Consider the following 25,007-nt stretch of genomic DNA (forward strand, 5'->3'; position numbering starts at 1 on the left):
ACGAGCTCGAACCGTGGGATGCCGCGCGGGTGCGCGAGGTCGAGGACCGGGCGATCGCGGCGGGCCGCTCCAACCTCGTCGTCGCGGCGCTCGCCCCCGACGGAGCGGTCGTCGGGTTCACCGAGCTGTCGCTCCTGCCCGGCTCGCCCGCCGTCGAGCAGTGGGACACCATCGTGCTCGGACCCCACCGCGGCCACCGGCTCGGCCTCCGGATGAAGCTCGCGAACCTCGTCGCCCTCGCCGACGCGGACCCGTCGCGCGACCGCGTCTTCACCTGGAACGCCGACGAGAACGCCCACATGCTCGCCATCAACGCGGCGCTCGGGTTCCGTCCGTTCGCGCTCGAATCGGCGTGGCAGCGTCCGGCACCGGACGCGGCGAGCGGGGAGTCCGGAGCCGCTGGCAGCGCGGGCACCGGTGCGACGACCGGTTCATGAACGCCTCGCGCACGATCGGCGTGCCGCACCGCGGGCACGGCCGGCCCGTCCGACCGTACGCGTTGAGCGAGTGCGAGAAGTAGCCGGAGGCCCCGTTGACGTTGACGTACTGGGTGTCGAAGCTCGTGCCGCCCTCGGCGAGCGCCTTCTGCAGCACCTCGCGCACCGCCAGCAGCAGCTCGCGGACGCGCCGCGGGCTCAGCGTGTCGCCCGGCTGCTCGCCGTGCGATCGGACCGCCCACAGGGCCTCGTCGGCGTAGATGTTGCCGACGCCCGAGACGAGCCCCTGGTCGAGCAGGATCCGCTTGATCGCCGAGGCGCGGCGCCGGACCGCTCGGACGAACCCGTCGTCGTCGAACGCGGGGTCGAGCGGGTCGCGCGCGATGTGCGCCACCTGGGACGGGATGGACCGGGCCCACGGACCCGTGACGCCGGCCGAGAACCCTGCGACCTCGCCGTCGTCCGTCGGCACCATCCGGTCGACGGCCATCGACCCGAAGATGCGCTGGTCGACGAAGTCGACGCGCAGCTCGCCGTGATCCGGGTGCTCGAGGTGCAGCCGGATGCGGGCGTGCCGGTCGTCGCCGGGGTGGTCGGGCGTGCGCAGCAGCAGCTGCCCGCTCATGCCGAGGTGGCCGACCAGTGCCGTGCCGCTCGCGAGCGGCATCCACAGGAACTTGCCCCGGCGCACGGCCGCCTCGATGCGCTCGCCGGCGAGCAGGGCCTCGAAGTCGCCGGTTGCCGTCTCGTGGCGCTTCAGCGACCGAGCGTCGAGCACCTCGACGCCCGCGATGCGGGCCCCGGTCACGGCGGGCGCGAGCCCCGCGCGCACGACCTCGACCTCGGGGAGCTCGGGCACGTCAGCGGTCGTTCAGGGCGGTCCACGCCTCGAGGGCAGCCGCCATCTCGGCCTGCTTCTTGCTCGAGCCCTCGCCCGACGCGCTCACGAGGTCGCCGACGGTGACCGTGGCGACGAAGTGCTTGTTGTGGTCGGGTCCGCTCTCGGCGACCACGTAGACGGGCGCGGTCGCGCCGCGGCGGGCGGCGATCTCCTGCAGGCTCGTCTTCGGATCCATCGCCGCGCCGAAGCGCTCGGTGTCGGCCATGAGCGGCCCGACGAGGCGCAGCACGAACTCGGTCGCGACGTCGCCGCCGCGGTCGAGGTAGACGGCGCCGATGATCGCCTCGACCGTGTCGGCGAGGATCGACGGCTTGTCGGCGCCGCCGGTCATCGTCTCGCCGCGGCCCAGACGGATGAACCGGCCGAGCCCCACCGCGCGCGCGACCTCGGCCAGCGCGGCACTCGAGACGAGGCTCGCGCGACGCTTGGCCAGCTCGCCCTCGTCGAGCTCGGGGTGGTCGGTGAAGAGCCGGACCGTGACGGCCTGCCCGAGGATCGAGTCGCCGAGGAACTCGAGGCGCTCGTTGGTCGGGATGCCGCCGTTCTCGTACGCGAACGACCGGTGCGTGAGGGCGAGGAGCAGCAGCTCGGGATCGAGCTCGACCCGCAGCATCCGCTGCAGCTCGGCCAGCTCGGGGGCCCCGGTGTCCGTCTGCTCGACGCGCCTCACGACCGGTCGTTCGGGAGTCTCGTGCCGACTAGACGTCGGCGACCTTGCGGCCCTTGTACTCGAGGAACAGCGGGGTGCCCGCCGAGTCCTCGACCACGCGCGCGCGGTGCGGGAGGCTGTAGGTGACCTTGCCGTTCTCGACCGTCTTGACGAGCGTGGGCACCTCGGCCTTCCACTGCGAACGGCGCGCGTGGGTGTTGGCGCGTGACTTCTTCCGCTTGGGAACAGCCATGACTCTCTCTCAATCTCTCTTCTGGTCGGCATCGGATGCGGACGGCACCGTGCCCTCGTCCTCGGAAGCCGTGAACCCCGCGAGCGCAGCCCAACGCGGGTCGGTCTGCTCAGGGGTGACGAGTTCCGGATGATCAGCCAGACGCAGCCCGGTCTCGGGGTCGAGACCCGGGCAATCCGGCCGGCACACCGGCTGGAACGGCAGTGCCAGCACCACCGCATCTCGGATGAGCGGTTCAAGATCCACGTGGTCGTCTTGAACCTCATACTCGAAAGCTTCTCCGGAATGATACGCGAAAAGCTCCTGGAACTCGACTTCGACGGGCACGGCGATGTCGGTGAGGCATCGCCCGCACTCGCCTTCGGCGGTCGCATCGACCTCGGCGGTGACGAGGACGCCCTCGTGCACCGACTCGACGCGGACGTCGATCGAGACCTCGGACCCCTCACGCACGGCGACGAGCCCCTCGCCGTACTGCTCGGGCGCGGGGAGGTCGAGTCGATGCTCGCGCATCTCGCCGGGACGGTTGACGAGATCGCGCACGTTCACGCTGAAGGGAGACTGCTGGACGGCCACGATCGACGATTCTACGCGCCGCGCGGCATCGACCGGCCGAGGAGGGCCCGCCCGGCGGCGCGCAGCGACCTCGGCAGCAGCACGGCCTCGACCCGGCGCGCGGCCGGAGCGTCGGCGGCGAGAGCCGAGCGCGCCGTGGCGAGGTCCTCGGCCAGCGCGTCGCGGGAGACGCCGACGACGGGTCCGCCCGCTGTCGGCTCTGTGGCGGAGGACCGCAGCACACGCCCGTAGCGCTCGCGCTCGACGGCGTCGCGGAGCCGCAGCAGCGCCGCCGCGCCGTCGCCGTCCGACGCCGCGAAGCCCGGCCGCTCGGCGAGTTGCGCCGCGAGGGCGCGCGCGGTGCGGCGCTCGTCGACCTCGACGCCGAAGTCGAGCGCGGTCGCCGTGAGCTCGCGCCACGCGGCATCCGCCGGTGACGCCCCCGATCGGATGCCGCGCCGGCGCGCCGCGCGCTGCCCCGCCCGGATGCCCGCGGGCAGCAGCACGACCAGCACGGCCAGCGCCGCGAGACCCGCCCCGCCGAGCCATCCGGTGCCGATGCCCGCGGCGCCGCCGCCCTGGTCCGCGAGCAGTCGGTCCGGGTCGCCCTCGGGACGGCCCGTCGCCTCGGGCGTGGCCGCCGGTGCGGTGGGCACGACGCCGGGCGACTCCTCCCCCGCGTTCGGACGCGAGTACGCGGGCACCGTGCCGCGACCCGGCGTGGGCTCGAACGGCACCCACCCGACGCCCTCGAAGTACAGCTCGGGCCACGCGTGCAGGTCGTGCGAGTCGACGTCGACGCGGACCATCCCCTCGATGCGCTGGTTGCTCGGCGTGCCCGCCGTGTAGCCCACCGCGATGCGCGACGGGATCCCGACCTCGCGCGCCATGACCGCCATCGTCGACGAGAAGTGCACGCAGTAGCCGGCGCGGCGCTCGAGGAACTCCGCGATGACGTCGAACCCGCCGCCGTCGTAGCCGTCGTCGACGGGCGCCTCCTCGGAGTACTCGAACTCGGAGCTGCGGAGGAACGCCTGGATCGCCACCGCGGCGTCGTACCGGCTGCGCGCACCCTGCGTGACCGACGCGGCCGTCTCGCCGATGACCGCCGGGAGGTCGTCGGGGAGCTCGCGGGTCGCGATCGCCACCGAGCCCGCGGGCGGTTCGCCCGCGCCGCGCAGCTGCTCGACGGTGGGCTGCACCGCCAGCCGCGTGACCTCGTAACGCTGCCCGAGCGTCGTCGCGTCGACGCTGCGCACGGTGAGCGACCCGTCGTCCCAGAACCACGAGCCGCGCAGCCCGCGCACCTCGGCGGCCGGGTACGGGAGCGGCAGCCACGCCGTGCGCACCTGGCCGATCTGCACCGTCAGCTCGCGGTTCTCGACGAGCACGTCCTCCGCCAGCCCGTCCGGCCGGGGAAGGGTGTCGATGGTGTGGTCCCCGTCGACCGCGCGCTCCTCGGCCGTCCACAGGTCGCCCTCGAGCCGCTCGACGTTGAGCAGCGTGAAGTAGGGGCGGTCGGCGTCGGGCGAGACGTAGCTGAACGCGGGCACCGGGTCGGGACGGCGCAGGTCGCGCCCGAGCTCCACGTATGGGCTCACGCCCCGCGCGAACATCGTGCCGGGCCCGCCCGCCCCGAGCAGGAAGCTCGTGGACACGCTCGGCGTGGCCGCCGTGACGACGGATGCCGCCACGAGGCCGATCGCCGCCAGCCCGAGCGACGCTCCCGCCGTCGAGACGATCGGCCGGTGGCGCGGCGCCGTGACGAGAGCCGAATCGGGCCGGTCGTCCTCCTGGGCGAGCTCGGCGCTCCGGCGCACCCTGACGTCGATCCGCAGGAGCAGCAGGTACGTCGCAGCCGTGAGGACGAGCGTGATGCCGTCGGCCCCGGGTTCCACGAACAACCCGGGCACGAGCACCGGGACCAGCACGGGGACCGCGGCGAGCGCGGGGAGGCGCACGGTCTGCACGATCACGTCGAGGAGCACGGCCACCACGCCCACGCCGACCGCGAGCGCGAAGACGAGGGCGGGAACGGGGATGGCCGGCACCGACTGCTGCTCGATCGTGCGCACGGCCCCCTCGGCCAGGCCGAGGAACTCGTCGAAGGTGTCGAGCGTGGGGATGACGAGCGCGAAGCTCGTCGCGCCCCCGAACAGCAGCGTGAGCACGAGGAGGAGCGCGACGATCTCGAGCGGGGGCACGAGCGACGGCGGAGTCCGCAGGGCGCGCAGGCCGGCGCCGGCGGCGAGCACGGCCGCGCCCGTGAACGCCGCGGCCCACCACCACGCGCTGCCGGCGATGAGCGGGCCCAGCGCGGTGGTCGCCACCAGGAGCAGCAGCAGCGTCGCGGCCGAGAGCGCCATGCTCTGCGGCGTGCTCAGCGGCATCCGTTCAGGTCGCATCGGGCGCTCCCGTCCGGGCGGACTCGCGGGCGGATCGCCAGGCGTCGGCCCAGGCCGAGGGGAGGTCGGCGGCGCGCCGGACGTGGACCACCCTCCAGTCGGCGTGCTCGAGCCGCTCGACGGCGTGCGCGGCCATGCCGTCGGCGACGAACGCGATCGCCGGCTCGAGGACCGGGCGCAGCGCGACGAGCGCGTCGACGGCCGCGTGCGACGGCGCGACGAGCACGGCGATGCCGGGCATGCGCGTGTCACGCCGCACCGCGGGCGGCGCGGCGCTGCGCGAGTCGTCGGCCGGGCGCTCCCGGGCGGCGGTCATCGGACCGTCGCGACGGGGCGGCTCGAGGCGAGCGAGGTCCTCGAGCAGCTGCGGCTCGCCGCCGGCGGCGCGGTACCCGCCCGGCTCGGATGCGATCGGGGTCGCCGGGTCGTCCGGATCCTCGACCGGTTCGACCCGGACCCGGAACCCGAGGTCGAGGAGGTGCACGCCGATCGACGCCGCGAGCTCGACGCCGAGCTCGAACGCCGGATCGAGCGTCGAGGCCGCGTCGCGCGCGGCAGCAGACGGGTGGTGCGCCCGTGCGCCGAGCGCCGTGTCGAGCAGGATGCGGACCTCGGGGTCGCCCCGCTGCTCCTCCTCGCGCACCATGAGCTCGCCGCGCCGCGCCGTGGCCGCCCAGTGCACCCGGCGCAGCGGATCGCCGTACCGGTACTCGCGCGCGATGAGCTCGTCGCTGTTCGGGTGGGTGCGCCGCTGCAGGGCGTGGACCGCGCCGTCGACGCTGGCCACCACGCCGGCCGCCGCTTCGAGCGGAGTGACCCGCGGGGTCACCACGAGCTCGCGCGCGAGGCCCGCCGCCCGGTCCATGCGGGCCAGTCCGAACGGGTCGGTCACCGACACGCGCAGCGGCCCGACCTCGAACACGCCGCGGCGCGGCGTGCGGAGGCGGTACTCGAGTCCGACCGTGTCGTCGCCCGACGGCATCGCGCTCTCGTGCCGACCGACGGCCGGGAGCACCGCCTCGCCGGGCGGGTGCAGCGCCGGGTGCGCGAGGTCGCGCCAGTGCGCGCCGTCGAACGCCCGCCGGTCCTGGTTCTGCACGCGAAGCCGCACGGCCGCCGATTCGCCGGCCCGCACCACGTGCGGCTCGAACGCGCGCGTGACCGCGAGCCGCGGGGCGCGCACCGCGAGGAATCCGAGTGCGGCGACGGGCATCGCGAGCCCGACGGCCGCGAGCAGCATGATGTCGCGGAGGTCGAACCACACGGCGACGAGGAACAGCACCGCTCCGGCCGCGACCAGCGCCACACCGCGCCCCGTGAGGCGGGGACGCGCCGGAACGCGTACGGCGCGGGACCGCGACATCGTGCTCACTCCCTCCGTGCGCTGCCGACCGGGACGGGCGTCTCGGCGACGACGCGTCGCACGATCGCATCGATGAGCGGGCCGCCGTCGCGGTCGTGACCGCCGACGGCTCGGCTCGTGGGCACGAGCCGGTGTGCGAGCACCGGCACGGCGAGGGCGTCGACGTCGTCGGGCAGCACGAAGTCGCGGCCGTGCATCGCGGCGTGGGCCTTGGCGGCGCGGATGAGCTGCAGCGTCGCACGCGGGCTCGCGCCGAGTCGCAGCTGCCGGTCGTCGCGCGTGGCGCGTGCGAGCTCGACCGCGTACTCCTTGACCGCCTGCGAGGTGTAGACGTGATGCACCGCGGCGATCATCCCCCGCAGCTCGTCGATGGGCACGACCGGCTCGAGCGTGTCGAGGGGGCTCGCGGTCTCGCGCTGGGCGAGCATCGCGAGCTCGTCGCCGGGCGCCGGGTAGCCCATCGAGATGCGGGCCATGAAGCGGTCGCGCTGCGCCTCGGGGAGCGGGTAGGTGCCCTCCATCTCGACCGGGTTCTGCGTCGCGATCACGGTGAACGGCTGCTCGAGGCGGTACGTGGTGCCGTCGGCGGTGACCTGCCGCTCCTCCATGCACTCCAGCAGTGCCGACTGCGTCTTGGGGCTGGCGCGGTTGATCTCATCGCCGATGACGATGTTGGCGAACACCGGCCCGTGCTTGAACTCGAAGCGGCGCGACGCCTGGTCGAAGACCGAGACGCCCGTCACGTCGCTCGGCAGCAGGTCGGGAGTGAACTGGATGCGGCTGACCGTGCAGTCGACGGACCGCGCCAGCGCCTTCGCGAGCATCGTCTTGCCGACGCCCGGGACGTCCTCGATGAGCAGGTGGCCCTCGGCGAGGAGGACCGTGAGCGCGGCCGTCACCGCCTCGCGCTTGCCGCTGATCACCGCCTCGACGTTGCGGACGATCCGCGCGGCGCCCGCGCCGACCTCGTCGATCCCCATCACCGGTTGCTGCAGCGCGTCCAGGCGGGGCGCCGTGGCCTCGCTCATGACGTCATCGCCCCCTGCAGGTACTGCGCCACGGGCCCCGGCACGTACGGGCTCACGTCGCCGCCGAGTGCCGACACCTGCCGCACGAGCGAACTCGACACGTGCGCGTTCGCCGGGTCGGGGAGCAGGAACACCGTCTCGACGCCGGCGAGGTGCCGGTTCACGATCGCCATCGGGGTCTCGTAGGCGACGTCCAGCTGTGATCGGATGCCCTTGACCAGCACGGTCGCCCCCACGTCGGTGCAGTAGTCGACGAGCAGTCCCATGCTCCACGACGCGACGACGACGTCGCCGGCGACGCCGGCCTCCTCCACGGACTGCTCGATGAGCGAGACCCGCTGCGCGATGGGCAGGAGTGCGGACTTGTCGGGGTTGTGCACCACGACGACGTGCAACTGGTCGTACAGCCCGGCAGCGCGGCCGATCACGTCGAGATGCCCCTTGGTGACGGGGTCGAACGATCCGGGAACGACGGCGATCCGCTGCATACGTGCCAGCGTAGTGCGGGATCCGGCGCGGTGGACCGCTGCGTCGGAGTCTCAGCCCCTGCTCAGGTACTCGCTCGATTCATCGTCGAGCGCACGGCGGACGGCGCTCGCGAGCGCGGGGTGGGCGGCGAGCCTCGGGTCGACCGCGAGCACCCCGGCCGCCGCCTCGCGCGCGTCGGCGATGAGGTCGCCGTCGCGCGTGACGCGGAGCAGCTTGAGGGACGATCGGCGGCCCGACTGGGTCGCCCCGAGCACGTCGCCCTCCTGGCGGAGCTCGAGGTCGACGCGCGCGAGCTCGAAGCCGTCGAGCGTGCCGGCGACCGCGTCGAGGCGCTGTCGCGCGACGCTCCCGGCCTCCGCCCGCGTGACGAGCAGGCAGAGCCCGGGCACGCTGCCTCGGCCGACCCGGCCTCGCAGCTGGTGGAGCTGCGAGACGCCGAAGCGGTCGGCGTCGACGACGACCATGGTGCTCGCGTTCGGCACGTCGACGCCGACCTCGATTACGGTGGTGGCGACGAGCACGTCGAGATCGCCGCCGGCGAAGGCCCGCATGGTCTCGTCCTTCTCGTCGGCGCCCATCCGCCCGTGCAGCGGGGCGATGCGCAGGTCGGCCAGCCGCGGGTGCGCGCGCAGCTCGGCGAGCACCGAGGCGACGGATGCCGCGGCCCCGGCGTCGACCGTGCCCTCGGCCTCGACCGGTTCGCCGTCGTCCTCTGCGACCTTGGGCTCGATCGCGGGGCACACGACGAACGCCTGCCGCCCCTGCTCGAGCTCCTCGGCGAGCCGTTCCCACACGCGGGCCCGCCACCCGGGACGCTCGGCGAGCGGGACCACGTGGGACTCGATGCCCGCTCGGCCGGCCGGCAGCTGCCGGATCGTGGACACGTCGAGGTCGCCGAACACGGTCATCGCGACGGTCCTGGGGATCGGCGTGGCGGTCAGCACGAGCACGTGCGGATGACGCCCCTTGAGCCGGAGCGCCTCGCGCTGCTCGACGCCGAAGCGGTGCTGCTCGTCGACGACGACGAGCCCGAGATCGGCGAACGAGGTCGTGTCGCCGAGGAGCGCGTGGGTGCCGACCACGATGCGCGCCTGGCCCGCTGCCACGCGCAGGGCCGCGCGCCGCCGGTCGGCCGCCGGCAGCTGGCCGGTCACGAGCGTGGGCATCGTCTCGGCGACGAGCTCGGGCCCGAGCATCTTCGCGATGGAGCGCAGGTGCTGTGCGGCGAGCACCTCGGTCGGTGCGAGGAGCGCGGCCTGGCCGCCCGACTCGGCCACGGCGAGCATGGCCCGCAGCGCGACGACGGTCTTGCCCGAGCCCACCTCGCCCTGCACGAGCCGGTTCATCGGCACGGGCTGGGCGAGGTCGCCGAGGATCTCGTCGCCGACGGTGCGCTGGTCGGCGGTGAGCTGGAACGGCAGCGACGACTCGAAGCGTTCGTGGAGCCCGCCCGGCGCCGGAGTGCGCCGGACGGCCTCGTGGGCGCGCGCCGCCGCCCGCCGTTCCAGCAGCACGGCCTGCAGGACGAACGCCTCGGTGAATCGGAGCGTGCGCCGCGCGGCCTTCCAGTCGGACTCGCGTTCGGGCCGGTGCACGAGTTGCAGCGCCTCGCGATGCGCGATGAGTCCGCGCGCGCGCCGCACGTCGTCGGGCAGCGGGTCGGGCACGGGCCCGAGCACCTCGAGGACGATCGCCATGAGCTTCTGCAGGTCCCAGCTCGACAGCGTCGCGGTCGCGGGGTAGATCGGGATCGGCTCGGTCGCCCAGCGCTCGGCCGCGGCATCCGTGCCGGCGTCGTGCCCGGCGGCCTCGTCGAACAGCTCGTAGGCGGGATGCGCGAGCTGGCGTGCGCCGCGGTAGTCGGAGACCTTGCCCGCGAACATTCCGCGCACGCCGGGCTTCAGGTCGCGGGCCCGCCATGCCTGGTTGAAGAACGTCAGGGTGAGGATGCCGGTGCCGTCGGAGATCTTCGCCTCGAGGATCGACCCGCGGCGCGATCGCATGGTGCGCTCGCGCACCTCGAGCACGTCGGCGACGATCGTGACGTTCTCGTCGAGCGGAAGCCGGTCGAGCGCGGTGAGCTCGCCCCGCGCCTGGTACCGGCGCGGGTAGTGCGCGAGCAGGTCGCCGACGGTCGCGTGGCCGAACGCGCGCTGCAGCGCCTGCGCGGTGCGACCCCCGAGCACGCCCGACAGCTTGGTGTCGAGGGTCGTGGTGCCCTCGACCGCACGATCGGCCGTCATGGCTCGATCGTAGGCTCCGCCTCCGTCGCCGCGGCCGTGAGCGCCTCGATCTCGGCCTGCACGTACGTGTCGTCGGGGCGGGCGAGCGCGAGCTCGCGCTGCAGCTCGAGCGCCTCGTCGGTGCGGCCCAGCGTGCGGAGGGCGCGACCGACCGACCATCGGGCGACGTGCTGCTGGCCCGCGGTGCCGTACCGGTCGGCGGCCTCCACCGCGCGCTCGAAGTGGTGCAGCGCGGCGACGGCGTCGCCCGAGTCGTGCTTGGTCCAGCCGAGGTTGTTGTGGAGCGCGACCCCCCACCGCTTCAGGCGCGGGTCGCGTACGCCGTCGAGCAGGTCGAACCCCTCGGTCGCCCATTCCTCCTCGTGGCCCGAGTCGTTCAGCGCGAGCATGTGCAGCGCGTCGAGCACGAGGAACGTCGAGCCGGACAGTGCCGCCTCGCGCACCGCCTTGGTGAACAGCGGCACCGCCTGGTCGAACCGCTCGGCGGTCGCGGCGATGCGCCCGCGCTCGAGCGCGATGCGCGCGCGCACCTCGGCCGCCTCCTCGGACGACTCGTCGGGCCGTTCGGCGGCCTCGAGGTCGTCGAGCAGGGCGAGCGCCTCGTCGTCGCGGTGCTGGATGCCGATGGCGCGCGCGAGCTGCGTCGTCATCACGGCGCGCTCGTGGGCCGGTCGGCTCTCGTGGTCGGCGGCCGTGCGGAACCGCTCCTCGCTCGTGGCGGGGTCGGCGAAGTCCCAGAGCCGGTCGATGGTCTGCTGTTCGTCTCCCCGGTGGCGGGACGGATCGGCGTGCAGGGCGTCGGTCGTGTCTTCCACCCCTCCATCATGGCAGCGCGCGGGAGGCGGCCGTTATGCTCCCGAGACATGACGCGCATCATCGCCGGTTTCGCCGGCTCGCTCACGCTCGCCGTGCCCAGGTCCGGCACGCGGCCGACGAGCGACCGGGTGCGCGAGGCGATCTTCTCCGCGCTCGAGGCGCGCGATGCGGTCGACGGCGCCGTCGTGCTCGACCTGTACGCCGGCTCGGGTGCGCTGGGCCTCGAGGCGGCGAGCCGCGGCGCCAGCGAGGTGGTGCTCGTCGAGCGGGCGAAGCCGGCGGCCGATGTCTGCCGGCGCAACGCGGCGGCCGTCGCGGGAGCGGCGCGCGGCTCGGCGCCTCGCATCCGCGTCGAGGCCCGGAATGTCGCGACGTACCTCGAGACGGCGCCCGGCGGCGTCGACCTGGCCTTCGTCGATCCGCCGTACGACCTCGGCGAACGCGAGCTCGCGCGCGACCTCGAACTGCTCGCCGCGCGCCTCTCCCCCGACGCGACGGTCGTGGTCGAGCGCAGCTCGCGGTCGCCCGAGCCGTCCTGGCCCGCCGGGATCGAGGCCGAACGACGTCGCGACTACGGCGAGACCACGCTGTGGTGGGCGAGCGCGTCGGGCGAGCCGGCGCCCGAGGCCCATCAGCCGCCGGCGCCGTCCCAGCCCGCGTAGGGATCCCAGCCGCTCGTGTCGACCGGCTCGCCGTCGAGCGTGAGCACGCCCGCGTGGGGCGTGACCATGCCGATGGCCTCGAACGGATGCGGCGGCGCGACGTCCGGCGGGAAGGCGGCGAGCAGCCCATGGTCCTCGGCGCCCGCGAGGGCGGTCATCGCATCGGGACCCAGCGCATCGGACCGGAAGTCGATGCCCACGCCGCTCGCCTCGGCGATCCGGCGGGCGTCGCGGGCGAGCCCGTCGCTCACGTCGAGCATCGCGCTCGCCCCGGCGACGGCCGCGACGACGCCGGCGGAGACCGGCGGGGTCGGCGCGAGCTGTGCGGCGACGAGTCGCGGATGCTCTCGGCGGAGGACGGCCGCGGCCGCGGCATCCGGTTCGCCACGCTCGTCGCGCGCGCGCGCGAAGAGCAGCGCGAGCCCGCGTGCGGCGTCGCCGCGGGACCCGGCATGCGCGATCACGTCGCCGGCGCGCGCCCCCGAGCGGAGCACCGGCGCCCGCCCCTCGAGGTCGCCGAACGCGGTGACGGAGATCATCAGCACGGGCGACGCCGACAGGTCTCCGCCGACCACACCGGCGCCCGGCGCGAGCGCGGCGAGCCCCTCGCGCAGGCCGTCGGCGATGCCCTCGAGCGTCCCGACGCCGAGCGTCGGCGGGGCCGCGATCGCGACGACGAGCGCGGTCGGCCTGGCACCCATCGCGGCGACGTCCGTGAGGTTCGTCGCGGCGGCCTTCCACCCGAGGTCGAACGGCGTCGACCACGCGAGCCGGAAGTCCGGGCCGTGGACCATCAGGTCGGTCGTCACGACGAACCGGCCGTCGGGCGCGGCGACGACCGCGGCGTCGTCGCCCGCACCGAGGTGCGCTGCGTCGCCGGGCGCGAGGCGGGGCAGGATCCGCGCGAGCACCGCCGACTCGCCGAGGTCGCCGATCGCGGCAGCGGGCTCGCGTGCAGGGGGCTCCATGGCTCCCACGGTAGCCTGATGGCGATGCCCGATCCCCGCCCCCGCCGCCCGAGGCGCACCCTGCCGCGGCTCGTCGCCGCGGTCTCCGTCGCCGTCGTCGCCGTGCCCCTGCTCGCGTCGTGCGCCCGGCCCGTGCCGTTCGAGGCGGCCGCGGACGCCGCCGACCCCGACTGCGCCGCCGTGGTCGTGCGCCTGCCCGACGTCGTCGCAGGCCAGGAGGCGCGCGAGACCGATGCCCAGGGCACCGGTGCGTGGGGCACGCCCGCGTCGGTGCTCCTGCGGTGCGGCGTCGAGCCGCCCGGCCCCACCACGCTGCGCTGCGTGAGCGTCGACGAGGTCGACTGGATCATCGACGAGTCCGACGCGCCGCGGTATCGGTTCACGACCTATGGGCGCACGCCCGCCGTCGAGGTCGTGGTCGACAACGACGTCGTGGCCGGCACGACGGCCATCGCCGACGTCTCGGCCGCCGTCGCGGTCATCGAGGCCGACGGCGGGTGCACCGACCTCGAAGACGTCGCCCCGCAGGAGGGCTGACCCGCGGGCGCGCCCGCGCCCGCAGCCCGGTCGCGTGCTCAGCCGAGCCGGACGCCGCGGGCGAGGCCGACGCGGATGAGCTCGTCGATCAGCTCGGGGTAGGCCACGCCGGTCTCCTGCCAGCAGCGGGGGAACATCGAGATGGGCGTGAAGCCCGGCATGGTGTTGAGCTCGTTCACCACGAACCCGTCGTCGGTGAGGAAGAAGTCGACGCGCGCGAGGCCCTCGGCACCGATCGCCTCGAAGGCGCGGATCGCGAGGTCGCGCATCTCGTCGAGCCGCCCGTCGCCGAGGTCGGCCGGGCACACCAGGTCGACGCCCGGCGCGTCGAGGTACTTCGCCGCGAAGTCGTAGAAGCCGTCGCCCGTGAGCACGATCTCGCCGGCCACCGACGCGCGCGGCGGCTCGCCCGGGGCGCCGCCGAGCACGCCGATCTCGACCTCCCGGCCCACGATCGCCGCTTCGATGAGCACCGTGTCGTCCTCGGCGAACGCGACCTCGAGCGCGTGGTCGAGCTCGGCCGCCGCTGAGAGCTTGCTGACGCCGACGCTCGAACCCGCGCGCGCGGGCTTCACGAACTGCGGAAGGCCGAGCCCGGCGGCGTCGGCGCGGACGCGTGCCGGATCGCCGGCCCACTCGCGCGCGGTGACCGTGCGCCACGGCGCGACGGGGATGCCGGCGGCCTCGAGCGCCGTCTTCGTGAAGTGCTTGTGCATGCCGAGCGCGCTCGCGAGCACGCCCGAGCCGACGTACGGCAGGCCGATCAGCTCGAAGAGGCCCTGGATGGTGCCGTCCTCGCCGAACGGGCCGTGCAGGATCGGGAACACGAGGTCGACGTCGCCGAGCGACGACTCCTCGCCGCTCGCGGTGGTCACGCGCAGCTCGCGCGACGTCGAGCCGTCGGGCCAGCGCACGCGAGTGCCGTTGTCGTGCACCTCGGGCAGCCGGTCGGGATCGAGTGCGAAGCGGGCGGGATCGTCGGCCTCGAGCACGAACGCGCCGTCGCGCGTGATGCCGACCGGGATCAGCTCGTAGCGGTCACGGTCGATCGCCTGGAGCACTCCGGCCGCCGTTGCGCAGCTGATCGAGTGCTCGCTGGAGCGCCCGCCGAAGAGCAGAACCACCCTGACCTTGTCCATCCATCGTCCTTTCGCCCTGGGGCTCGTCGTCGGTCGTGAGGTGCGGCGCGATGTCCTTCGGCGCGAGCGTGCCGGCGAGCACCTGCCGGACCTGCTCGACGATGGGCATCTCGACGCCCTTCGCCCGCGCGAGCTCGAGGATCGGCCCGACCGACGCGAGACCCTCGGTGGTCTGCTGCATCTGGTTCACGACCTCGGGCAGCTTGTAGCCCTGGCCGAGCAGGCGCCCGGCGGTGTTGTTCCGCGAGAGCGGCGACTGGCACGTCGCGATCAGGTCGCCGAGGCCCGCGAGCCCCGACAGCGTGTCGGGGTGGGCGCCGTGCGCGACCGCGAAGTCGGTCATCTCGACCAGGCCGCGCGTGATGATCGAGGCCTTGGTGTTCTCGCCGTAGCCGGCGCCGTCGACGATGCCGATGGCGACGGCGATGAGGTTCTTCAGCACGCCGCCGAACTCGGTGCCGATGACATCCGTGTTGACGAACGAGTGGAAGTACGAGTTGCGGGCGACGGATGCCACGGCCTGCGCCGTCTCGAGGCTGGTCGAGGACACGACCGCGGCCGTCGGCTGCTCCTTCGCGATCTCGAGCGCGAGGTTGGGCCCCGAGATCACGGCGATCTTGGATTCGGCGATCGGGAGCACCTCGGCGATGACCTCGCTCATCCGGTGCCCGGTCGACTTCTCGACGCCCTTCATGAGCGAGACGACGATGGCCTCGGCATGCAGGTGCGGCTCGGCGGCGATGAGGTTCTGCCGCAGCGTCTGGCTCGGCACGCACACGTACACCTGCTCGGCGCCCGCCAGCGCGAGGTCGAGCCGGCTCGTCGACCGCAGCCCGATCGGCAGGTTCACGCCGGGCAGGTAGTCGCTGTTGCGCTTGCCCTCCTGGATCTCGCGCGCGAGCTCCGGCCGGCGCGCCCACAGGACGACGTCGGCGCCCCCGTCGGCGAGGATCTTGGCGAACGTGGTGCCCCAGCTGCCGGCGCCGAGCACGGCCACGCGCTTGCCCGGGCCGCGGCGCGGCGTCCTAGCCTTCAAGGCGTCCCGTCTCCTTCTGGCCGTGCTTGGCCGGGTCCCATCGTTCGGCAGGCGGAGTCTCGCCGCGGAGCTCGCCGAGGAGCGCCGAGATGGCGTTCATGAGCTCGTTCGTCGCTGCGGTGAGGTTCGCCGTGTCGAGCGGCTTGTCGCGGTACGCCGAGAGGTCGAGCGGCTCGCCGATGATCACGTCGACGGTCTTGCGCGGGAAGAGGCTCAGCTTCTTGCCGTACCGCGGCAGGATCGCCTGCGTGCCCCAGTGGGCGGCGGGCACGAGCGGGATGCCGCGCTCGAGCGCGATGCGCACCGCGCCCGTCTTGCCGCGCATGGGCCACAGGTCGGGGTCGCGCGTCAGCGAGCCCTCGGGGTACACGATGACCATGCGCCCCTTCTCGACGAGCTGCTCGGCCGCGCGGATCGCCGCGTGGCTCTGGCTGCCCGCGCGCTCGACCGGGATCTGGCCCGACGTGCGGAGCAGCCACCCGAGCACCGGGTTCTTGAACAGCGACGCCTTCGCGAGGAACCGCGGCGCGCGGCCGAGGTGCCATGCCGCGACGCCCATCACGAGCGGGTCGACCTCGCTGTAGTGGTTCGGGGACAGCACGAGCGCGCCCGCCTGCGGCATCCGCTCGCCGTGGTGGAAGCGGTACTTCACCCCGAGGCTCCACAGCGGGAGCACGAGGACGGCGAGGAACCAGAAGAAGGAAGGTCGGCGCTTCTCGGAACCGGGCTTCGCAGCCGGCGCGGATGACGGGTCTCGGTGTGGCACTGACCCATTATCCTTCGAGCGTGAAGTCCGCCCCGAGCAGCTCGAGCTTGGTGATGAAGTTCTCGTAGCCGCGCGCGATGATGCCGACGTTCGACACCGTCGAGCGGCCCTCGGCGGTCAGCGCCGCGATGAGGTGGCTGAACCCGCCGCGCAGGTCGGGCACCTCGATGTCGGCGCCGTGCAGTTGCGACGGACCCGAGATCACGGCCGAGTGCTTGAAGTTGCGCTGGCCGAACCGGCACGGCCGGCCGCCGAGGCACTCCTTGTGCACCTCGATGGACGCGCCCATCTCGACGAGCGCGTCCACGAAGCCGAAGCGCTGCTCGTACACCGTCTCGTGCACGATCGACACGCCCTTGGCCTTGGTCAGCGCGACCACGAGCGGCTGCTGCCAGTCGGTCATGAACCCGGGGTGCACGTCGGTCTCGATGATGACCGGCTTGAGCTCGCCGCCGGGGTGGTAGAAGCGGATGCCGTCCTCGTGGATCTCGAACGCGCCGCCGACCTTGCGGAAGACGTTGAGGAACATGAGCATCTCGGCCTGGCGGGCGCCGCCGACGAAGATGTCGCCCTCGGTCGCGAGCGCCGCGGCAGCCCAGCTGGCGGCCTCGTTCCGGTCGAAGAGCGCGCGGTGGGTGTAGCCCTGCAGCTTCTCGACGCCCTCGATGCGGATCACGCGGTCGGTGTCGACCGAGATGATGGCGCCCATCTTCTGCAGGATGTTGATGAGATCCATGATCTCGGGCTCGATCGCCGCCCCCGACAGCTCGGTGATGCCGTCGGCGAGCACCGCGGTGAGCAGCACCTGCTCGGTCGCGCCCACGCTCGGGTACGGCAGCGACACCTTGGCCCCGTGCAGCCCGTTCGGGGCCGACATCCGGATGCCGCTCGGGAGCTTCTCGACGATGGCGCCGAAGTTGCGCAGCACCTCGAGGTGGTAGTCGATCGGACGGTCGCCGATGCGGCAGCCGCCGAGGTCGGGGATGAACGCCTCGCCGAGCCGGTGCAGCAGCGGGCCGCAGAACAGGATCGGGATGCGGCTCGAACCCGCGTGCGCGTCGACCTCGGCCATGTGCGCGGTCTCGACCGCGGACGGGTCGAGCACGAGGTCGCCCTCGTCGGCGCCCTCGGTCACGGTCACCCCGTGCACCTCGAGCAGCCCGCGCACGATGCGCACGTCGCTGATGTTGGGCACGTCCTTCAGGACGCTCGGCGTGTCGCCGAGGATCGCCGCGACCATCGCCTTGGTCACGAGGTTCTTCGCGCCCTTCAGCTCGATCCGACCCCGAAGCGGCTTGCCCCCGTCGATCGTGATGCGGTCGACCTCGAGGCCGACCGCCGTGCCGTGCTGCTTCGCGTCATCCACGAGAGTGTTCACTCAGTTCCCTGTCTCTGCCGGCTCCCGGATGGGGAGCGTGGTCGGCCGCCACGCCGCTCGAGTCGACTCGTGGTCGGAGATGGCCTGCTCGTCCCGAAGGGTGAGCCCGATGTCGTCGAGCCCCTCGAGAAGCCTCCAGCGAGTGTAGTCATCGATGTCGAACGGAACTGTGAGCGAGCCGATGCTCACCGTACGCTCAACCAGATCGACGGTCGCCGCTATTCCCGGCTGCGCCTCGATCGCTGCCCAGAGCCGCTCGACGTCCTCGTACGCGACCTGGGCGGCGAGCAGGCCCTGCTTGCCGGCGTTGCCGCGGAAGATGTCGCCGAACCGGCTGGAGATCACGACGTCGAAGCCGTAGTCGCGCAGCGCCCAGACCGCGTGCTCGCGGCTGGATCCCGTGCCGAAGTCGGGGCCCGTGATGAGGATCTTCGCGCCCGCGAAGGCGGGTTCGTTGAGCACGAACTCGGGATCCTGGCGCCAGGCGTGGAACAGCGCGTCGTCGAAGCCCGTCTTGGTGACGCGCTTCAGGAAGACGGCCGGGATGATCTGGTCGGTGTCGACGTTCGAACGGCGCAGGGGGGCTGCGACGCCCGTGACGGTGCTGATCTTCTCCATCAGGCCGAGACCTCCTCGGTGCGTGCGGGTCGAGGAGCTCGCGAAGCGGGCGTCTCGAGACCGTCGTTCCGCTCGAGATCCCACGGGCCCGACAGCGTGCCGCGCACCGCCGTCGCGGCGGCCACGAGCGGGGAGACCAGGTGGGTGCGCCCGCCCTTGCCCTGCCTGCCCTCGAAGTTGCGGTTCGAGGTCGACGCGCAGCGCTCCCCCGGCGCGAGCTGGTCGGGGTTCATGCCGAGGCACATCGAGCAGCCCGCGAAGCGCCACTCGGCGCCGAACTCCTCGAACACCTTGTCGAGGCCCTCGGCCTCGGCCTCGAGCCGCACGCGCGCCGAGCCCGGCACGACCATCACCCGCACGCCGTCGGCCTTCTTCCGGCCCTTGACGATCGAGGCGAACGCCCGGAGGTCTTCGATGCGGCTGTTGGTGCACGAGCCCATGAACACCGCGTCGACCGGGATCTGCTTCAGCGGCGTCCCGGGCTCGAGGTCCATGTACTCGAGGGCGCGCTCGGCGGCGGCGCGCTCGTGCTGATCGTCGATCAGCGCGGGATCCGGTACGACGTCGCTGAGGGAGACGCCCTGGCCCGGATTCGTGCCCCAGGTGACGAACGGCTCGAGCGTGTCGGCGTCGATGGACACCTCGGCGTCGAACGTCGCGCCCTCGTCGGTGGGGAGGGTCTTCCAGTAGGCGACGGCCTCGTCCCAGTCCGCGCCGCGCGGAGCATGCGGGCGGCCCTTCAGGTACGCGAACGTCGTCTCGTCGGGGGCCACCATGCCGGCGCGCGCGCCCGCCTCGATCGACATGTTGCAGATCGTCATGCGGCCGTCCATCGACAGCGAGCGGATGGCGCTGCCCCGGTACTCGAGGACGTAGCCCTGTCCGCCGCCCGTGCCGATCTTCGCGATGACGGCGAGGATGATGTCCTTCGCGGTGACGCCCGGACGGAGCGTGCCCTCGACGTTGATCGCCATGGTCTTGAACGGCTTCAGCGGCAGCGTCTGGGTCGCGAGCACATGCTCGACCTCGCTCGTGCCGATGCCGAACGCCATGGCGCCGAACGCGCCATGCGTCGAGGTGTGGCTGTCGCCGCAGACGACCGTGATGCCGGGCATGGTGAGTCCGAGCTGCGGGCCCACGACGTGCACGATGCCCTGCTCGACGTCGCCGAGCGAGTGCAGGCGGATGCCGAACTCCGCCGCGTTGCGGCGGAGCGTCTCGATCTGCGTGCGGCTCGTCGGGTCGGCGATCGGCCGGTCGATGTTGAGCGTCGGGGTGTTGTGGTCCTCGGTCGCGATCGTGAGGTCGGGCCGTCGGACGGGACGGCCGGCCAGGCGCAGGCCGTCGAAGGCCTGCGGGCTCGTGACCTCGTGCACGAGGTGCAGGTCGATGTAGATCAGGTCGGGCGTGCCGTCCTCGCCCTTCTTGACGAGGTGCGCCTCCCAGACCTTCTCGGCGAGGGTGCGCGGGCGGGCCTGCGGCTCAGTGGGCGGATTCATCGATGAACGTCTCTCTCGGATCGTGGGGGTCAGCCGACGACGGACTCCGCGACGGGGGCGGCCGGACGAACTAGGCCCCGTCGCGGCACCGAAGGAGAAGGAGGAACGGCACGCGCACGATCCTCAGGTTACACCGTCCCATCAGGGGCCCGGTCCACGAGGAACGCGACATCCCCGAGCAGCAGCACCGCTCCCGCGGGCACCGAGGTCGGCCGACCGGACTCGAGCTCGATCGCCTCCTCGCCGTCCGGCCAGATGCGGACGCCGTTCGTGGAGCCGAGGTCGGTGACGAGCAGCCGATCGTCGACGACCTCGAGCAGCGCGTGCGTCTTGGAGAGGGAGCGCGCGGGGTCGTCGATCGCGACCGGGTCGGCGCCGGCCGCGGCATCCGTGGCGCGCGGATCGCGGCCGACCACCACGCGCCCCGTCACGGTGACGCCGTCACCGCCGCCGTCGGCGCGAAGCCGCCACGCGGTGCGCGGGCCGGGCCGAGGCACGGGTGGGAGTCCGGGCGCGACCGGGCGGAACGCCGGGACCCGATCGGGCACCCGCACCGTGCGCTCGGGCTCGGCCGGCGCCGGCGCGTCGGGCACGAGGCCCGGCGGAGGCACGATGAAGTCGCTCACGCCCCCACCTTAACCGCGCTCAGCGCCGTCGGCGCACCCGGTAGCGCGCGACCAGGCGCCGCAGCCGACCCGCCGCCGCGGAGACCGCCGCCGCCGCGGCATCCGCTTCGGACCACCGCCGCTCGACCGCGCCCGCCTCGACGTCGCCGCCGCCGAAGACGTCGCGGTCGACGGTCGCCGCGAGCGACGTGAGCCGCACGCCGCCGTCGGCTCGCCGCACCTCGCCCAGGCCCTGCTCGTCGAGCTGGCGCTCGAGATCGCGCGCGGTCTGCAGCCGGGACGCCCGCTCGGGCGGCTCGAAGCCGAGTTCCGCGTAGCGGTCGACGAGCTCCTCCCACGCGCCCGCCGCCTGGCGATCGGCCGGACCGCGCCGCCGGAGGCTCCGGCGTCGGCGCCGGGCGAGCATCGCGAACAGCATCGGCAGCAGCAGCGCCGCAGCCGGGATGCCGATGCTCGCGATGAGGATCCACGCCCAGGCCGGCAGCTGGAACGGACGGTCCCGGTCCTCGTCGTCGGTGTCGTCGATCTCGACCGTCGTGAGCAGCTCGTCCTCGGCCTGCTCGGCACGCGGCGGCTGGCGCACCTGGGGCTGCGGCTCGGTCTTCGGCTTCGGCGTCTGCTCCTGCGGCACGTCGATGTTGTCGGGCGTGGGGCGGAAGGACACCCAGCCGACGCCCTCGAACGGCACCTCGACCCACGCGGTCACGTCGGAACCGACGACCTCGACCTCGTCGTCGCCCTCGCCCACCTCGGGCGCGTAGCCCATCACGACGCGCGACGGGTACCCCAGGTGGCGCGCCATGAGCGCCATGGCCGCCGCGTACTGCTCCTCGTCGCCGACCATCTGCGTCCGCGTGAAGAGCTCGATGAGGCGGTCGGCGCCGTGACCCGCGCGCGAGGGCACCGCATCGCTGGCCAGGCCGTGGCTGAGGAATCCGTTCGTCTTGAGTCCGCGCTCGATCGCGCGCAGCTGGTCGACCGGGCTCGTGGCATCGCCCGCGTACTCCTCGGCCTTCGCGGCCACGACGTCGGGGAGGTTGTCGACCGGCGGAAGCGCGAGCTGCGCGACCGGCACGTCGGCGAGGGCCGCGTCCTCCGGTTCGCGCTGGATGCGTGACTCGAGGCGGTAGGCGATCCCCGGCCCGACCCCGCTCGTCAGCACCGCCGTCCCGGCGTCGGCGTTGTAGCGGAGGTCGCCCCCGCTCGCGGTCGCGGCCTTTCCTCGCAGCTCGAGCTCCGAACCGTAGCCGACGGTGGGCAGCCACACGTCGTCGTAGCCGAGCACCTCGAGCTCCACGGCACGAGCGCTGCCGAGGTCGGCGAGCGCCGGGGGCGGCAGCGTGCGACCGACGATGGAGTAGCCCCCGTCGGCGGCGGCCTCCTCGGGGCCGGCGACGTTCCAGAGCCGGCCGGAGTACGAGTCCATCGCGGCCAGGCGGAGCGTGTCGCCCGGCTGGAGGCCGGCGACGCGGAAGAGCGGCTCCTCGGCGAGGTCCTTCGTGTACGTGCGGAAGCCCGAGAGCGGGCTGGGGAACTCCAGCGGGTCGAACGGCGGCACGACGCGCTCGCGGAGCACGAACCGGTCGGGGGCGATCGGGGCGAGCGCGAGTCCGGCCACGGCGCCGACGGCGACCGCGCCGGCGACCACGGCGGTCGCCCCGGTCAGCCGACGGCGACGCAGTCGCGCCGCGCCCTCGCCGGAGGCCTCGACGGTCGCACCCCGTCGCCAGGCGATCCAGGTGAGTCCGATCGCGGCGAAGGCCACGCCGCGCACGGCCGCCAGGAACGCCTCGTCGGTGCCGAGCAGGATCCCCGAGAGCAGCAGGAGCACCGGCCCGACGAGGACCACGGCGGCCCGGAGCGGCGTTCGCCTCGCGGGGAGCCACCGCAGCACGAGCAGGCCGCCCACGAGCGAGACCACGGTCGCCGCGGCGTACGGCACGGCCGCGACGTAGGCGGGCGCCTCGACGGGCGCCTGGATGGTGAGGATGTCCGCCCAGCCGTGCACCGCGCCCACGGCGAGCCCGGCGAGCGACGTGAGGGTCGGCAGGACGACGAGCAGGGCGGCATCCGGCATCACGAACGGCGTGCCGACGAGGAAGTACAGCACGATGCCGAGGAGCACGGTCGTGAGCACGTCGAGGCGCAGCATCGTGCCGGCGACGGCGGCGGCCGTCCCGACCGCGATGCCCGCGACGGCGGCGGCCAGGAAGTCGAGACCGCCGAAGCTCGTCTCGTACCCGGCGACGCCGAGCAGCGACAGCAGCGACAGGACGCCGAGGTCGATCAGGGCGGAACGGGGCGGACGGTTCACGGACGCACCCTCCGCACGAGCCGGGAGAGCTCGTCGAGCGCGCCGACGGTGACCACGGTCGACTCCCCCACGCGCGTGATGCGCGAGGTCGCTCCGAGCTCGGCGCGGAACGCGATGACCTGCGTGTCGGACGCGAACACGGTCTCGACGGCGCGGAACTCCGCGAGCGGCGCGTGCGAGCCGCCCACGACGATCACGACGCTCGGCACCGGCACGCGCCGGGCCGCCTCCCGCACGAGGTCGCGAACGGATGCCGCGGGCGCGGCGGTCGCTCCGCCGAGGTCTCGTGAGCGCGATCCCGCGGGGTCGGCCGCCGCTCCGGCCGGCTCGATGCGGCTCGTGTCGTCGAGCAGCGCGATCGGCGTGGCCGTGTTGAGCGTGCGACCGTCCGTCGCGAGGGCGAACCTCGTGGCGTCGCGGATGACCTGCACGCCGAGCGAGGCGAGCACCGACACCGCGAGCTCGAACTCCTCCTCGGAGGCGTAGTGGTCGGCGCGCGTGGCCTGGACGAGCAGCAGCTGCGAGCGTCGCGTCTCCTCGTACTGGCGGACCATGAGCTGCCCCGTGCGCGCCGACGTGCGCCAGTGCACGTTGCGCAGGGCGTCGCCCGGCTCGTAGGCGCGCAGGGCGTGGAACGAGATGTCGTTGTTGGTGATCGTCCTGGTGACCTCGCCCTCGAGGTCGCGCACGAGGCCCGCGGCCGACGGCGCCAGCCGGGCCGTGACGGGGTGCACGAACAGCTCGACGGGGTCGGTCCAGCGCACCTCGCGGCGCAGCAGCCCGAGCTGATCGCCGCGAACGGATGCCGCGGGGCCGGCGACGATCACCGCCCGCCGCTGGGTGGGCACCGCGAACAGCTCCTCGTGCTCGTCGCCGGGCGCGATGGCGGGGACCACGAACTCGGCCAGGCCCGCGCCGACCGGCAGCTCGAGCTGCGACGGCACCGATGGCGCGTCGCCGACGTTCTCGACCACGAGGCGCCCGAGCGCCCGCTCGCCCGCGACGACCCGACGCGGCTGCAGCTCGATCCCGACGCGATACCGCACCCGGCCGAACACGAAGGGGATCGCGATGAGCAGCGCCGCGAGCAGCGTCGCGCCGACGAAGGCGAGCTCGATCCAGCCCAGGCCCCAGGCGATGGCGAACGACGTCGCGGCGACGACGATCACGAGCCGGCCGACCGGGGAGACCACGTCCGTGACGGGCGCGGCGAAGGCCGCCACGCGGGCGGCGGCGTGACGCAGTCGCGCTGCCGCGCGGGCGACGGATGCCGCGGCCGAGCGCCGCACCGAGCGCAGTGCGAGGCGCGCCTGCGACGGGACCCGCGATTCCGGCGGCGCGCTGGACCCGCCCGTCATGCCGCCCGGTACGCCGGGGGCGCGACGTCGGCGACCACGCGCGTGACGATGTCCTCTGCGGTGACGCCGGCGAACTCCGACTCGGGGTCGACGATGATGCGGTGGGCGAGCACGGGCACCGCGAGCTCGCGCACGTCGTCGGGCGTGACGTACGTGCGCCCCCGGGAGATCGCCCAGGTCTTCGCCGTGCGCGCCAGCGCGAGCGCGCCGCGCATGCTGACGCCGAGCGCCGAGTCGGCGTGCTCGCGTGTGGCGGACACGATGTGGTTCAGGTAGGACAGCACGGCGGCGTCGACGTGGACCTCGGAGGCGAGGTGGGCCATGGTCGTGACCGAGCTCGACGCGATGATCGGCGACACCTTCGACGCGCGGGCCCGGTTCGCGGAGTCGAGGAGCAGCGTCACGGCGGTGTCGTGGTCGGGGTAGCCGAGCGAGGTCTTGACGAGGAACCGGTCGAGCTGCGCCTCGGGCAGCGAGTAGGTGCCGGCCTGCTCGACGGGATTCTGGGTCGCGATGACCATGAACGGGCTGCCGACCTCGTAGCTCACGCCGTCGACGGTGACCCGCCCCTCCTCCATGACCTCGAGGAGCGCCGACTGCGTCTTCGGGCTCGCGCGGTTGATCTCGTCGGCGAGCACGATCGACGCGAAGATCGGACCGCGGTGGAACTCGAAGTGCCCCTTGCCCTGGTCGTAGATCGTCACCCCCGTGACATCCGACGGGAGCAGGTCGGGCGTGAACTGGATGCGCGAGTGCGTGCCGTCGAGCGTGTTGGCGAGCGCCTTCGCGAGCACGGTCTTGCCGGTGCCCGGGAAGTCCTCGAGCAGCACGTGCCCGTCGGAGAGCATCGCCGTCACGACGAGCTCGATGACGTGGCGCTTGCCGAGGATCGCGCGGTCGACGTTGTCGACCAGCTTCGAGAAGGCGTCCTGGAACCACAGGGCCTGGTCTTGGGTCACGGTCATTG

At 73.5% G+C, this 25,007-nt stretch carries 23 protein-coding genes; 2 read left to right on the top strand and 21 right to left on the bottom strand.

Annotated features, from left to right (window positions below):
* Positions 1–309 precede the first annotated feature (309 nt).
* The 10 genes from mutM to WBQ80_RS03095 form a co-directional block, all read right to left on the bottom strand.
* On the bottom strand, positions 310–1,296 hold the full coding sequence (mutM, locus tag WBQ80_RS03050; RefSeq protein ID WP_336571041.1) for a bifunctional DNA-formamidopyrimidine glycosylase/DNA-(apurinic or apyrimidinic site) lyase: 987 nt from the start codon (positions 1,294–1,296) through the stop codon (positions 310–312).
* Position 1,297: 1 nt separating this feature from the next.
* Positions 1,298–1,951 carry a ribonuclease III gene (rnc, locus tag WBQ80_RS03055; protein WP_336571069.1) on the bottom strand — a complete coding sequence of 218 codons (654 nt, stop codon included), beginning with the start codon at positions 1,949–1,951 and terminating at the stop codon, positions 1,298–1,300.
* An 85-nt stretch (positions 1,952–2,036) separates the two neighbouring features.
* Complete coding sequence (gene rpmF, locus WBQ80_RS03060; protein ID WP_067950558.1) at positions 2,037–2,240, bottom strand: 50S ribosomal protein L32; 204 nt, start codon at positions 2,238–2,240, stop codon at positions 2,037–2,039.
* A gap of 9 nt (positions 2,241–2,249) precedes the next feature.
* Positions 2,250–2,816, bottom strand: a complete 567-nt coding sequence (locus WBQ80_RS03065; protein WP_336571042.1) for a YceD family protein — start codon at positions 2,814–2,816, stop codon at positions 2,250–2,252.
* Positions 2,817–2,827: 11 nt separating this feature from the next.
* Complete coding sequence (locus WBQ80_RS03070; RefSeq protein ID WP_336571043.1) at positions 2,828–5,200, bottom strand: transglutaminase family protein; 2,373 nt, start codon at positions 5,198–5,200, stop codon at positions 2,828–2,830.
* On the bottom strand, positions 5,190–6,506 hold the full coding sequence (locus tag WBQ80_RS03075; protein ID WP_336571044.1) for a DUF58 domain-containing protein: 1,317 nt from the start codon (positions 6,504–6,506) through the stop codon (positions 5,190–5,192). Before WBQ80_RS03075 ends, WBQ80_RS03070 begins: the two co-directional genes overlap by 11 nt.
* 62 nt (positions 6,507–6,568) lie before the next feature.
* Positions 6,569–7,543, bottom strand: coding sequence for an AAA family ATPase (locus WBQ80_RS03080; RefSeq protein ID WP_336571070.1), 975 nt, complete (start codon positions 7,541–7,543; stop codon positions 6,569–6,571).
* A 44-nt stretch (positions 7,544–7,587) separates the two neighbouring features.
* On the bottom strand, positions 7,588–8,079 hold the full coding sequence (gene coaD / locus WBQ80_RS03085) for a pantetheine-phosphate adenylyltransferase (protein WP_336571045.1): 492 nt from the start codon (positions 8,077–8,079) through the stop codon (positions 7,588–7,590).
* Positions 8,080–8,130: 51 nt separating this feature from the next.
* The gene (locus WBQ80_RS03090; RefSeq protein ID WP_336571046.1) at positions 8,131–10,323 is read right to left on the bottom strand and encodes an ATP-dependent DNA helicase RecG; all 2,193 of its coding nucleotides are present in this window, start codon (positions 10,321–10,323) and stop codon (positions 8,131–8,133) included.
* Positions 10,320–11,138, bottom strand: coding sequence for a hypothetical protein (locus tag WBQ80_RS03095; RefSeq protein ID WP_336571047.1), 819 nt, complete (start codon positions 11,136–11,138; stop codon positions 10,320–10,322). The genes WBQ80_RS03090 and WBQ80_RS03095 overlap by 4 nt, the downstream gene beginning before the upstream one ends.
* Positions 11,139–11,186: 48 nt before the next feature.
* Here WBQ80_RS03095 and rsmD point away from each other — a divergent pair, with 48 nt between their 5' ends.
* Positions 11,187–11,801, top strand: coding sequence for a 16S rRNA (guanine(966)-N(2))-methyltransferase RsmD (gene rsmD, locus WBQ80_RS03100; protein WP_336571048.1), 615 nt, complete (start codon positions 11,187–11,189; stop codon positions 11,799–11,801).
* On the opposite strand, the gene thiL is transcribed toward rsmD, so the two are convergent.
* Positions 11,771–12,769, bottom strand: a complete 999-nt coding sequence (thiL, locus tag WBQ80_RS03105; protein WP_336571049.1) for a thiamine-phosphate kinase — start codon at positions 12,767–12,769, stop codon at positions 11,771–11,773. The two genes, rsmD and thiL, sit on opposite strands and share 31 nt — an antisense overlap.
* Positions 12,770–12,793: 24 nt before the next feature.
* On the opposite strand from thiL, the gene WBQ80_RS03110 reads away from it, so the two are divergent.
* On the top strand, positions 12,794–13,306 hold the full coding sequence (locus tag WBQ80_RS03110) for a DUF3515 family protein (RefSeq protein WP_336571050.1): 513 nt from the start codon (positions 12,794–12,796) through the stop codon (positions 13,304–13,306).
* 38 nt (positions 13,307–13,344) lie between these two features.
* Here WBQ80_RS03110 and WBQ80_RS03115 read toward each other — a convergent pair whose 3' ends face one another.
* The 10 genes from WBQ80_RS03115 to WBQ80_RS03160 form a co-directional block, all read right to left on the bottom strand.
* On the bottom strand, positions 13,345–14,445 hold the full coding sequence (locus WBQ80_RS03115; protein ID WP_336571051.1) for a D-alanine--D-alanine ligase family protein: 1,101 nt from the start codon (positions 14,443–14,445) through the stop codon (positions 13,345–13,347).
* Positions 14,345–15,481, bottom strand: coding sequence for an NAD(P)H-dependent glycerol-3-phosphate dehydrogenase (locus tag WBQ80_RS03120; RefSeq protein WP_336571052.1), 1,137 nt, complete (start codon positions 15,479–15,481; stop codon positions 14,345–14,347). The genes WBQ80_RS03115 and WBQ80_RS03120 overlap by 101 nt, the downstream gene beginning before the upstream one ends.
* Entirely contained in the window at positions 15,471–16,247 is a 777-nt protein-coding gene (locus WBQ80_RS03125) for a lysophospholipid acyltransferase family protein (RefSeq protein WP_336571053.1), read from the bottom strand. Before WBQ80_RS03125 ends, WBQ80_RS03120 begins: the two co-directional genes overlap by 11 nt.
* A gap of 7 nt (positions 16,248–16,254) precedes the next feature.
* Positions 16,255–17,625 (bottom strand): UDP-N-acetylglucosamine 1-carboxyvinyltransferase, encoded by a 1,371-nt coding sequence (murA, locus tag WBQ80_RS03130; RefSeq protein WP_336571054.1) that lies wholly within the window; start codon positions 17,623–17,625, stop codon positions 16,255–16,257.
* Positions 17,626–18,243 (bottom strand): 3-isopropylmalate dehydratase small subunit, encoded by a 618-nt coding sequence (gene leuD / locus WBQ80_RS03135; protein ID WP_336571055.1) that lies wholly within the window; start codon positions 18,241–18,243, stop codon positions 17,626–17,628.
* Positions 18,243–19,742, bottom strand: a complete 1,500-nt coding sequence (gene leuC, locus WBQ80_RS03140; protein WP_336571056.1) for a 3-isopropylmalate dehydratase large subunit — start codon at positions 19,740–19,742, stop codon at positions 18,243–18,245. Before leuC ends, leuD begins: the two co-directional genes overlap by 1 nt.
* Positions 19,743–19,870: 128 nt before the next feature.
* Positions 19,871–20,368, bottom strand: a complete 498-nt coding sequence (locus WBQ80_RS03145; RefSeq protein WP_336571057.1) for an FHA domain-containing protein — start codon at positions 20,366–20,368, stop codon at positions 19,871–19,873.
* 19 nt (positions 20,369–20,387) lie between these two features.
* Positions 20,388–22,682, bottom strand: coding sequence for a transglutaminase-like domain-containing protein (locus tag WBQ80_RS03150; protein WP_336571058.1), 2,295 nt, complete (start codon positions 22,680–22,682; stop codon positions 20,388–20,390).
* A complete protein-coding gene (locus WBQ80_RS03155; protein ID WP_336571059.1) occupies positions 22,679–24,040 on the bottom strand; it encodes a DUF58 domain-containing protein in 1,362 nt (453 codons plus the stop codon). Before WBQ80_RS03155 ends, WBQ80_RS03150 begins: the two co-directional genes overlap by 4 nt.
* Positions 24,037–25,005, bottom strand: coding sequence for an AAA family ATPase (locus WBQ80_RS03160; protein WP_336571060.1), 969 nt, complete (start codon positions 25,003–25,005; stop codon positions 24,037–24,039). The genes WBQ80_RS03155 and WBQ80_RS03160 overlap by 4 nt, the downstream gene beginning before the upstream one ends.
* Positions 25,006–25,007: the final 2 nt, after the last annotated feature.

It is taken from the genome of Agromyces sp. CCNWLW213 (assembly GCF_037199545.1).
Classification (GTDB): Bacteria; Actinomycetota; Actinomycetes; order Actinomycetales; family Microbacteriaceae; genus Agromyces.

Excerpts from the sequence above, each read along its gene's own strand:
- WBQ80_RS03155 (WP_336571059.1), bottom strand. The coding sequence starts at position 24,040 with ATGACGGGCGGGTCCAGCGCGCCGCCGGAATCGCGGGTCCCGTCGCAG.
- rnc (WP_336571069.1), bottom strand. The coding sequence starts at position 1,951 with ATGCTGCGGGTCGAGCTCGATCCCGAGCTGCTGCTCCTCGCCCTCACG.
- leuC (WP_336571056.1), bottom strand. The coding sequence starts at position 19,742 with ATGAATCCGCCCACTGAGCCGCAGGCCCGCCCGCGCACCCTCGCCGAG.
- WBQ80_RS03160 (WP_336571060.1), bottom strand. The coding sequence starts at position 25,005 with ATGACCGTGACCCAAGACCAGGCCCTGTGGTTCCAGGACGCCTTCTCG.
- rsmD (WP_336571048.1), top strand. The coding sequence starts at position 11,187 with ATGACGCGCATCATCGCCGGTTTCGCCGGCTCGCTCACGCTCGCCGTG.
- WBQ80_RS03115 (WP_336571051.1), bottom strand. The coding sequence starts at position 14,445 with ATGGACAAGGTCAGGGTGGTTCTGCTCTTCGGCGGGCGCTCCAGCGAG.
- WBQ80_RS03080 (WP_336571070.1), bottom strand. The coding sequence starts at position 7,543 with ATGGGGATCGACGAGGTCGGCGCGGGCGCCGCGCGGATCGTCCGCAAC.
- leuD (WP_336571055.1), bottom strand. The coding sequence starts at position 18,243 with ATGGAGAAGATCAGCACCGTCACGGGCGTCGCAGCCCCCCTGCGCCGT.
- WBQ80_RS03090 (WP_336571046.1), bottom strand. The coding sequence starts at position 10,323 with ATGACGGCCGATCGTGCGGTCGAGGGCACCACGACCCTCGACACCAAG.
- WBQ80_RS03110 (WP_336571050.1), top strand. The coding sequence starts at position 12,794 with ATGCCCGATCCCCGCCCCCGCCGCCCGAGGCGCACCCTGCCGCGGCTC.
- thiL (WP_336571049.1), bottom strand. The coding sequence starts at position 12,769 with ATGGAGCCCCCTGCACGCGAGCCCGCTGCCGCGATCGGCGACCTCGGC.
- WBQ80_RS03070 (WP_336571043.1), bottom strand. The coding sequence starts at position 5,200 with ATGCGACCTGAACGGATGCCGCTGAGCACGCCGCAGAGCATGGCGCTC.
- rpmF (WP_067950558.1), bottom strand. The coding sequence starts at position 2,240 with ATGGCTGTTCCCAAGCGGAAGAAGTCACGCGCCAACACCCACGCGCGC.
- coaD (WP_336571045.1), bottom strand. The coding sequence starts at position 8,079 with ATGCAGCGGATCGCCGTCGTTCCCGGATCGTTCGACCCCGTCACCAAG.